Here is a 7,552-nt window from a genome sequence, read left to right on the forward strand (position 1 = left end):
CCTCATCGGACAGCACGACTTCGACGGCACGAGGACCCCGAGACATGAAAACAGGCTACAGACTTAAGCTCGTGATTTCAGACGCATCACACTAGGTAGTGGCACAGGCTCAAAGCGAAGCGCACTCCGGTCGCGGCGTGTTCCGGATCGGCAGCCCACTGGGTGGCCCCCACCAGGCCCTCGCGCTCCGTGTCCAGCCACCGCAGCACCTCGGCCCAGTTGGCGAACTCACCCCCACGGGGCCGATCGGCCAGTAGTCGGAGAAAGGAGTGACTGTCCGCGACGCGCCGCTCGTACCGGCTGAGTAGCCGAGCTCGCGGCGCATGGCCTTCGGCGAGGGTGACAGCGTCCGCCCGCCTGCGGAAGACACCGTAAGCGCGCACCAGGTCGTGCATACACCAGCGGCCGCGGCTGGTGCCTGTCTCGATCAGGTGGGCCCGCACGAGGACGTCCAGGGACGGCGGGTCGGGTGGTGATCGGTCGAGCGCGGTGAGTGCTTCCGGCCCGGCCTCGGGCCCGGGCGCGAGGGCGATCAGGCGGAGCGCCTGGCGAGGATCTTGTGCGATGCGGATGTTGGCTGGGTCCGCCGTGTCCAGCGGCCGCACGGCGTGTTCGGGGGAGAGCACCCCCAACCACAGCGACGGCGCGCCGAGTTGCGACAGGACGTCACGGGAGGTGACGAGCACGCGGTGACATGAGTGGCCCGGCAGGAGGGGCGCACCTGGTAAGGATGGGAGGCGTTGTCCACGACCACCAGCAGCGCGTCCCGGGTCGCGGCGACCTCCGCCAGCACCGAGCGGTACAGCCCGGCACGTGCGTCGGCACTGGTCGGCATGTGGTCCCTAGGGACACCGAGCGCCAGCAGAGACTGTTCCAGCAACTGTTCCGGGTCTACCGGGACGTTGTCGTAGCCGTGCAGGTCGAGGAAGACCACGCCGGCGGGAAGAAGCCCAGGCGTTGCGCCGTGTGCGCGGCTTGGAGGGCGACCGCGGTCTTGCCGACCGAGTACACGAGGACCGCGCCACGGGCCGGTTCGCCGGGGTCCAGAGCGGTCAGCAGCGTGCACAGTTCACGGTCGCGTCCGGCGAACGCCCATATCGGACTGGGAAGCGATGGCAAGGCAGGTGTAGTGGTGTTCCACCTTCTTGGCCACCACATCGCTGTGGAACTGCCCGGAGCGGGAGTCGAGCATGTCCGCGCCTACGGTGGCGTCGGAGCCTCCTCGCCGCTCCCGGCGTCGCCCGCACCGCGGTCAGTCCCCGTTTCCATGCGTCCATGATGCGGTCAGGAACATCTCCGGCACACCGGCTGGCGAGCACGCCCCCTCGCGGACAAGGGAGTTGAAGCGGGGCGCGTGCTCACAGACCGGTGACCTTGGCGCTCGCCGACAGCTCGTAGGACAGGGTGACCGTGCGGCGGCCGCCGGGCGGCAGGGTGATGTCCCAGCGGGCGATGCCTTCGGTGTCGACCGCGTCGGGTGCCGGGGAGCAGTCGTCCTTGCGCAGCCGGATCTCCACCGCCGAGACCTCGGACACCGGGATACGCTCCCGGACGACCACCGTTCGTTCGTCGTTCTCCGTGGGCGCGGAGAACCGGGACAGGTGCAGCCGGACCGTATGGGTCACCACGGTGCGCTGGGTGATGCCGACGGAGTCGCGGGACTCCTCGGCATGGCGGACCACCCGGAAGTCGTCGCAGCTGCCGAAGGCGAGTTCCACGGGGGTTCCGGGAGCGGCGAATTCCAGGGTGCCGCGGCCGCTGAACCCGCTGCCCCGGACCAGGTCCACGGGCCCGGCCAGCAGTGCGTGACCGGACTGGTTGTCGAACCGCAGCAGCCGCGTGACCAGCGGGGACACCTCGGGCGAGCAGCCGTACTCGCTTCTCGCGGCCGTGCTGAAGGCCGACACCGGCACCCGGTGGGCGCGCCCGTCGCCGGGCACGGAGACCGGCGCGGGGCAGTGCAGCACCCGGGCCTCGCCGCCGTCGGCGACGCCGGGCAGGCCGAGTACGGGGGCCGGGCCGAGGTCCCCGATCTCCTGTTCCCGCAGTTCGACGTCGACCGTGCGGCGCTCCGCCGCGGAGCGGTCCTTGAGCGTCAACCGGTCCTCGCCCAGCCGCGGCGGTTCGGTGGCCAGCGCCGACCGGGCCGTCGACAGCGTCAGCCGTACGTCCGTCCAGTCCTCGTCGGTGCGCTGCCAGATCACGGCGTCGGTCTCCAGCGTCAGCGCGTCCCCGTCGAGTACGGCCCGGTAGGCGGGTCGCCACAGCGCGCACGGGGTGAGATGACCGAGACGCAGCCGGGCCGGGCCGGCCGCCGCGGCCTCCACGGTCAGCTCGACGTGGCCGAGCAGTTCGGCCGGCTCCTCCTCGGCGAGGTCCATGGCCTGCCGCACTTCGCCGAGTTCGGTGGTGACGGCGGTCAGCCGGTCCTGGGCGGCGCGCAGTTCCTCGCCGTACGTGTCGCGTTCGCTGTCCAGCCGGTCCAGTTCGCGTGTCCAGCGGGGCGTCTCGGTCTCTCCGTATCCGGCGCCTTCCCCGATGTCCCGCAGCAGGTCGGCGGCCAGCCGGGCGAGGAGGTCGAGACGGGCGTGCAGACGGTCGCGGCGCTGTTCCAGCGCGACCTGCTCCGCTTCGAGGGTGTGCAGGCGGCGACGGAGGACGGAGTCGTCGTCGGAGGGCAGCGGCCCGCGCGGAGTCCAGTCGCGCACGATCCGCACGTCGAGCACGGTCGCCGGGTGATCGGCGGTCAGCTCGGCGTGAAGGGTGCGGTCGACGGCCAGCGCGCTGACCGGTCCGAGGAGCAGCCGCTGCACCCCGGCCCGGAGGTCGAGCTCGGCGGTCCGTTCGATGTGGGCGCGGTCCTCCAGACAGGTGACAGCGGTGACGGGGAGAGCGATCGGCTTCGGAGCCGTGGACATGATGCGTCAGCTCCTGCGGTTGCCGTCGACCAGGGCCTTGCCGGCCGGGATGCGTATCTCGTAGCCGCCGTCGAGGGCGGCGGTGCCACCGGCGGGCAGGTCCACCCGCCAGACGCGGCTGCCCGGAGCAAGCTGATCGGGGCCGGTGTCGTCTCCGGGTGCCGTCCAGTCCGCCCGTTCCACGATCCGTACGTCCGCCTCGGAGGTGGCCGGCACCCGCTCGCGGACCTCGACGGTGACGGGCCTCGCGAGTCCGTTGGCCAGTTCCACATGGACGCGGTGGTCGAGCACGGTGGTGCCGTTGCGCAGTCCGGTGGTCGACTCGTGCAGGTTCGTACGGCGGGTGACGCGGATGCCCTCGGCCGGTCCGAGCCCCACCCGGCGCACACCGCCGGGGGCGAGCGTGGGCAAGGCGGTGGTCAGCAGGAACTCGCCGTCGACGGTGACCTCCACCGGGCCGGCCAGCAGTGCCTGGTCGGTGGCGTTGGACAGCACCGACGTGGCGTACACGGTCTGCTCCACCGCCGGCACGCAGACGTACTCGGTGCGCAGACCGACCGGGATCTCCCCGACGGTGACGGTGTGCCAGGTGCCGTCCGACGGCACGTCGGCGCGGGCGGTGGCGTCGAAGCGATGGTCGAAGGAACCGGCCGACTCGCGGGGCCGCACGGCGTGTCCGGGCAGCGGCAGCGCGGCGACCGTCTCACCGCGGCGACGGTACTCGGCGGCCACCGGGTCGAAGGACGGGCCGGGGAACAGGAGACCTCTGCGGTCGCTCCGCGCGTCGGGGCCGCACAGGACGAGGGCCGCGTAATCGAGCTCGGTGTCGCTCGGCCGCGGCGGACCGGCGACGGGTTCCGGAGGCGGGGGCGGCCCCCCGGCGGCGGCCGGAACGGGCGGCGGCCCGGTGGGGGCGGGAGCGAAGGGCGCCGCGGCGACGGCTTCCGCGAAGGAGGCGTCGCGGGCGAGCGACCGGGCCGAACGCGCGAGATCGGGCATGGCGCTCCCGCCGGCCTTAGGGAAGGCGCCACGGACCGCGGCGGGCGCGGGCGGCGGCCCGCCGAACCCCTGCGGCATCGGTGGGGGCGGCGGCAGAGGCGGCGGAACGGGACCCGGCGCGTAGCCGCCCACGGCGACCGCCGACGCGGCCGCCGCCCCGCCGACCATCCCGGCGGCCGCGCGCCCGCCGGCCGTCGCGGGCGCGGGGCCCGACGCGTCGTACCCGGCGAACAGGTCGGCGAGCCCGGCGGGCGGCTCGCGCCAGCCGGACGGGGCCGGGGCGGATTGACGGCGTCCGATCCGGATCGAACGAAGCCTCGGCAGGTCGGTGCGGCGCCCCAGGTCGGCGGTGGCCAGCGCGATGCGCACGCCGGTCCAGTCCTCTCCGGTGCGCTGAGCCACCGAGGCGCGCAGCACCAGACGGCCGCTGCCGTCGCCCTGCCGGTACCCGAGACGGTAGGCCGGTACCCAGACGGCGCCCGGCACCCCGTACTCGATCTCGAGCTCCGCGTCCCCCGTGCCGTCGAGGGTCAGGACCGCCTGGACCGACATCTCCACGCGCGCCGAGGGCGCGTCGTCGGAGGCGCGGGTGAGCCGGTCGGTGGCGATCTCCAGCTCGTGCTCGGCGCGGCTCAGCGCCGCCTCCAACTCGACCAGACGGCCGTGCAGTTTCGTCAGCCGCTCGTCGACGAAGTCGGCCAACTCCAGCCAGGCGTCGACCGGGGTACGACGGTGCGGGTCGTCGCGCCTGCGGGTCGGCGGGACCGGGTGCAGCGCCGTGACCTCCTGGACCAGGGCCAGCTGCCGGTCCCTGCGCCGGCGCGCCGCCGCATAGGCGTCACGCAACCGCTCAGCCTCGCACCGCAGTTCGTCGCGCGTGCCGGTGTCGGACAGCTCTGCGTCGACCTCCACCCGGGCCTCCACGACACGCATCCCGGAAGCGTCCGTGACCCGTGCCCGCAGCGATCCCGGGTCCAGTGAGCGCGGCAGCCCCGCCACCCGCACCCGGCCGTCCGCCGGCACCCGGCCCCGGGCCAGCCGCCGGCAGACGGCACCCTGCGCGTACACCACGACCGAATCGAGAGCCGATTCCCAACTCCGAGCACTCTCAGCCGACATGAGCTCCCCCCCCTGTGTCCATGCTGGACAAAGCCTACGCCCGGCAGCGGGCGTCCCCTTCGAGACTCGGGCTGTTGGGGAGCCGAACACGTGACTCAGGCCCGGCGCACGGGAGTCAGGGGTTCACGGGTGGTCAGTCGAGGCTGCCCGTGCGGGCCTGCTGCCACAGGTCGACGCTGCCTTCGATGATCGCGTGCTTGTCGATGTCCGCGAGTTCCTCCTCAGTGAAGGAGAGGTTATCGAGGGCGGCGACGTTCTGCTCCAGCTGCTCGACGCGGGAGGCGCCGATGACGAGAGAGGTGACGCGTGCGTCGCGCAGGGCCCAGGCGAGCGCCATCTGGGCCAGGCTCTGGCCGCGGCGGGCGGCGATGTCGTTGAGGGCACGCAGCCGGGGCAGGGTGTCGTCGCTGAGCCAGCTCGTGCTGAACGACTTGTCCTGGGTGGCGCGGGACCCCTCGGGGATGCCGTCGAGGTAGCGGCCGGTGAGCAGCCCCTGGGCCAGCGCGGTGAAGCCGATGACGCCGAAGCCCTCGTCGGCGGCGGCGTCGAGCAGGCCCTCGGTCTCGATCCAGCGGTTGAGCATGTTGTACGACGGCTGGTGGATCAGCAGGGGCGTGCCCAGCTCGCGGAGGATCGCCGCGGCCTGCCGGGAGCGTTCGGCGTCGTAGGAGGAGATGCCGACGTAGAGCGCCTTGCCCTGACGCACCGCGGTGTCCAGCGCGGTCATGGTCTCCTCTAGCGGGGTGGAGGCGTCCAGCCGGTGGGAGTAGAAGATGTCGACGTAGTCCAGGCCCATGCGCTGGAGGGACTGGTCGAGCGAGGCGAGCAGGTACTTACGCGAGCCACCGCCCTGGCCGTACGGGCCCGGCCACATGTCCCAGCCCGCCTTGGTGGAGATCACCATCTCGTCGCGGTAGGGCGCCAGGTCCTGCCGCATGATCCTGCCGAAGTTGATCTCGGCGGAGCCGTACGGCGGACCGTAGTTGTTGGCCAGGTCGTGGTGGGTGATGCCGAGGTCGAAGGCGCGCAACGCGATCTGGCGCTGAGCCTCGAACGCGTTGTCGTCGCCGAAGTTGTGCCAGTAGCCCAACGACAGGACCGGCAGGTCGAGCCCGGAGCGTCCGGTGCGCCGGTACTGCATGGTGCCGTCGTAACGGTTGGCGTCGGCGACGTGGTGCATGAGGGATCTCCGTGGCGCTGAGAGTGGTATGCCTGATGAGGGATGCTCCTTCATCCTGGCGCGACTTCCGAGGGGAAGTCCAATAGGAGTTACTCATGACACTGAGCGCTGCGACTTCTCATTGAGCTGTTCGGATCCGGGCCCGAGCACGGGGACGAGGCCCCGGATCCTGCCGGGGGAGGGGTGCTGTACCCGAGGTGCGCGCCCATGCACCTTTCGCGACACTGGACCCATCCCTGATCTTGTGTGGGTATCCCCGGCTTCAGCCGGGGAGGGAAACGTATCCTTGGCGCGGAGTCGCGCAGTGGCGGAGTTCTCTTCGTCTTCGTCGTGATGGTCAGAGGGGCCGCTTCTGGCCTTCGATGTACTGGCGGATCACGGTCGGTGGTGCGCCGCCGCAGGACCCCGCGAAGTAGGAGCGGGACCAGAACACCGAGCCCATGCCGGTCCGGTTGATCCGGCCGGTGTACTCGGCTCGCAGGTACCGGGAGCTGACGCCTTTGAGGGAGTTGATCAGTTTCGAAAGGGTCACCTTCGGCGGATAGTGCACCAGCAGGTGCACGTGGTCCGCTTCGCCGTTGAACTCACGTAGTTCCGTCTCGAAGCTGCCACACACCTCGCGCATGATCTCTTCGCACCGTTTGAGCATGGCGTCATCGAACACGTCGCGCCGATACTTCGTGACGAACACCAAGTGTGCGTGAAGAGTGTGGGCGACATGGCGACCGGTACGGAAATCGGGGTTTGGTTCCCAGCGTGGTGACATACCCCAAGCGCAGTAAAATCACCGAACCGGCGGGGGAAGGGGGTGGGCCGGGGTGATCCGTGCGTACAAGTTCCTTCTGCGGCCCACCGTGGGCCAGGCGATCGCGCTGGGCGACATGGTCCGTGACCACTGCTCCCTCTACAACGGGGCCTTGCAGGAGCGCCGTGACGCCTGGCGGCACGCCTCGAAGATGAGCATCAAGTACGGGATGCAGTCGGCGCAGCTCAAGGACATCCGGGCGTTCGATGCGGAGCGTCAGGGCCGCTGGTCCTTCAGTTCACAGCAGGCCACCTTGCGTCGTCTCGACAAGGCGTTCGCTGCGTTCTTCCGGCGGGTCAGGTCCGGTGATGCGCCGGGCTATCCGCGCTTTCGTGGGGTGAACTGGTTCGACACGGTCGACTTCCCCAGGGATGGGGACGGCTGCCGGTGGGACTCCACCCCGCACGACCCCATCACCCGCGTCAGGTTCCAGGGTGTGGGGCACATCAAGGTCAACCAGCACCGGCCCGTGGCCGGCAAGGTCAAGACCGTGTCCGTCAAGCGCGAAGGCAAGCACTGGTACGTCGTTCT

The 7,552-nt window shown here is 71.0% G+C and carries 5 protein-coding genes and 1 pseudogene; 1 reads left to right on the top strand and 5 read right to left on the bottom strand.

Features of this window, described 5'->3' with window-relative positions; genetic code table 11:
• Positions 1 to 86: 86 nt before the first annotated feature.
• The 5 genes from ACWCQK_RS41535 to tnpA all read right to left on the bottom strand — a co-directional run bounded on the left by ACWCQK_RS41535 (position 87) and on the right by tnpA (position 6,982).
• Positions 87 to 686: a hypothetical protein gene (locus ACWCQK_RS41535; RefSeq protein ID WP_451164381.1), complete on the bottom strand. Its 600-nt coding sequence runs from the start codon at positions 684 to 686 to the stop codon at positions 87 to 89.
• Between the two features lie 672 nt (positions 687 to 1,358).
• The gene (locus tag ACWCQK_RS41540; RefSeq protein ID WP_451164383.1) at positions 1,359 to 2,918 is read right to left on the bottom strand and encodes a mucoidy inhibitor MuiA family protein; all 1,560 of its coding nucleotides are present in this window, start codon (positions 2,916 to 2,918) and stop codon (positions 1,359 to 1,361) included.
• A gap of 6 nt (positions 2,919 to 2,924) precedes the next feature.
• Positions 2,925 to 5,036, bottom strand: coding sequence for a DUF4139 domain-containing protein (locus ACWCQK_RS41545; protein WP_451164385.1), 2,112 nt, complete (start codon positions 5,034 to 5,036; stop codon positions 2,925 to 2,927).
• 133 nt (positions 5,037 to 5,169) lie between these two features.
• The gene (mgrA, locus tag ACWCQK_RS41550) at positions 5,170 to 6,216 is read right to left on the bottom strand and encodes an L-glyceraldehyde 3-phosphate reductase (protein ID WP_451164387.1); all 1,047 of its coding nucleotides are present in this window, start codon (positions 6,214 to 6,216) and stop codon (positions 5,170 to 5,172) included.
• Between the two features lie 337 nt (positions 6,217 to 6,553).
• Positions 6,554 to 6,982, bottom strand: a complete 429-nt coding sequence (gene tnpA, locus ACWCQK_RS41555) for an IS200/IS605 family transposase (protein ID WP_451164389.1) — start codon at positions 6,980 to 6,982, stop codon at positions 6,554 to 6,556.
• 52 nt (positions 6,983 to 7,034) lie between these two features.
• Here tnpA and ACWCQK_RS41560 point away from each other — a divergent pair.
• A pseudogene (locus ACWCQK_RS41560) lies at positions 7,035 to 7,552 on the top strand (RNA-guided endonuclease TnpB family protein); the annotation flags it as partial.

Source organism: Streptomyces sp. NPDC002306 (genome assembly GCF_053593435.1).

Coding starts and splice junctions, on each gene's coding strand:
- ACWCQK_RS41545 (WP_451164385.1), bottom strand. CDS start 5,036: ATGTCGGCTGAGAGTGCTCGGAGTTGGGAATCGGCTCTCGATTCGGTC.
- tnpA (WP_451164389.1), bottom strand. CDS start 6,982: ATGTCACCACGCTGGGAACCAAACCCCGATTTCCGTACCGGTCGCCAT.
- mgrA (WP_451164387.1), bottom strand. CDS start 6,216: ATGCACCACGTCGCCGACGCCAACCGTTACGACGGCACCATGCAGTAC.
- ACWCQK_RS41540 (WP_451164383.1), bottom strand. CDS start 2,918: ATGTCCACGGCTCCGAAGCCGATCGCTCTCCCCGTCACCGCTGTCACC.